General features: G+C 60.9%; 1 protein-coding gene. It reads right to left on the bottom strand.

Features of this window, described 5'->3' with window-relative positions; translation table 11 throughout:
• A partial coding sequence (locus HP547_RS26830; RefSeq protein WP_172288440.1) for a fimbria/pilus outer membrane usher protein occupies window positions 1-2,221 on the bottom strand: 2,221 nt, incomplete at its 3' end.
• Window positions 2,222-2,432 lie beyond the last annotated feature (211 nt).

Genomic DNA, 2,432 nt, shown 5'->3' with positions numbered 1-2,432 from the left:
AGTCATGCAGGAATATCAAGCCACCGGCCTGCACCATCGTCACGAAGCTGCCGTTGGCATCCACTACCATCGAGCTGTCCGCCACGGGCTGCCCGCCAACGTGCAGTGTTTGTAGCAAGACACGTCGAGTGCGCTCTACAGCGAAACGCAAATGCGAAAATGCCCCTCGACCGGCCCTTACAATGCCTTGGCTGTTGGCCAGATCGACACTACGTGGCAGGCTCCGGGGCTGTACTTGCAGACGATTGTCAGCGTATGGGCGAACCTGCGAGGCCACTGCTCGTCCTTCGCCATCGGTCCACACGGGCCCACTTGGCGTGTCGATTTTCACACCTGCAAGATCACCGACTTCGATGAGTGCGTAGGTATCCTGTATCGGGTAAGGCGATAACGTGATGCCATCTGCATGCCCCACTGCGCCGCCACGCAGGTTGGCAGCGAGCGTTTGCGCACTGCTGCCGGTGGCCGAGTAATCCAGCTGCATCTGGCCGAATGGCGCCAGCCATGAAGCGCCAAGGCTGGGTCGCAACACCGGGTCATTGCCTGCATGGCTGCCTCCCAGGCGATAGCTGAACGATTCATTGACACGTTCCCGCAGGTTGATGGATGAGCGGTAGTTGCCGGCGCTACCTCGGCTCGATGCGTACAGCCTGCGCTTGCTGCCCAATGGCAGACTGGCGCTCAGATACAGCAAGCGCCCCTGCTCACCTGCCCCGCTGAGCCTCCATTCCATGCCCGCATTCAGCGAAACCCGCTTCAGCGTTGTTCCCCAGCCGAAATTTGCCTGGGTGCTGACCTGACCGCTACCCGCACGCGACTGGCTGCCGCCAATACTGAAGTTCCCCAGCGCGCCCCCTTGCCATGACAAGCCGACGCCAAGGTAATCCTGCACCCCGTTCAAGCTGCGTGACGGCTCCAGCGCCTGTTGGATGTCTTGATAGTGCGGGCCCTGCACCCCGTAGCTGAAACTTGCCGCCCAACCTTCGGCTAGCTGCTGGCTGAGGGTAACCTGACTTTGCATTCCTGCTTTCTGGCGTCGAGGCTGCGAATAGCCGATTGACCACTGCATCTGAGCTTGCGTCCATGGCTGAACGCCCAGTGCAAACCCTGTTGCCTGATAACCATCGGTTGCAAGCATGCCGCCACCAAAGGCCACGCCATCGAGCACACTCCCGCTCCACCCGGCGCTCAGCACCCAGGGCGAAGCCGCACTGCTGTGGCGCAGTTGACCGACACCGAACTGGTACCCCCCCGACAAGCTGCCAGTCATGGGCGTAGCGGGCAAGGTCACACGTCGCTGCTCGCCGTCCGCTTCATGGATGGTCATTTCCAGTTCAGCAAAGGCATCGACTGGCGCAGGGCTTTCGATGGAAAACGGGCCCGGCGGCACGACTGTCGCGTACACCAGCCGATTGCGCTGAAAGATCTCCACCCTCGCCTGGGTCTTGGCGATGCCTTGAACCGCACGGCGCTGCTGCAGATGCCCCAAGGCCTGCTCAGGGAACACCTGAAAGCCGTCAACAGAAACACCAGCAAGCACAGGGTTGCCCAGGTGGATCTGGCCAACCTGCAAAACCGCCGCCTGCCCGGCGAACGTTCGTTGCGCGTAGGCATCAAGCGCGTTGAACTGGCTGGACTGCTGGCCAATGCTGGCAACCTGACGGCTGCGCACGATCCAGTCACCGAGGTTGAAACCCGGCTCGGTAAGCGCGGTCCAGGCTCTGCTGCTGCCATCCTTGAAGCGTGTATCCAGCATCGTCACATCGTAATTGAACATGCCGGCTAACCCACCAGTGGCAAACGCCGATAAATCATGGCCTGCAGCGGACTTGCGCAGCGCTTGTGCCGGCACGACCATGGATACACTGGCGGATTGCGGGTCTGCGTTTATCTGGCTCTGTGGGTAATCCGCCAACAGGTCGATGCACAAGTCAGCAGCCGTATCTGACGCGCCGGCCGGCACCTGTATGCCTCCGGCTTCCAGCAAAGCGGAGTCGATGCACAAACTGCCATCGTCGAGAAAGCGTGCCTGTGCTTGTCCTGCTCGATCGCCATTTACCTCCAGGCTTACGGTGTGATTGCCGGGGGTAAACCGGGCGATGTCCTGAAAGTAAGACGCCAGCTCTTCACTCAAGCCTCTCTGACGCAATAGTTCGAGGTCGAACGCGACGCCGTCACTGGCGCTGCACTCAAGAAGATAAACAGCAAAGAAAAGCGCCACTGGCCAACGCCAGCCAACCGCCCGGCACTTTCCCGCGCCCCCACTCAACCGTTCCCCCTGCCTAACGGTGCCTCGAATTCATCTACGGCATAGCCGTACACCGTGGCCGGGAACAGCTTTACGCTGCGACTATCCCGTCGGGCTGCCGCGTCCAGCCGAAGCACTAGCGATTCGCCGGGCAATATGTAGGTGCGCGGCAAATACGCTTGCT

Source organism: Pseudomonas sp. CM27 (assembly GCF_013179515.1).
Classification (GTDB): Bacteria; Pseudomonadota; Gammaproteobacteria; order Pseudomonadales; family Pseudomonadaceae; genus Aquipseudomonas.
This window is presented reverse-complemented; position numbering and strand designations above follow the sequence as displayed.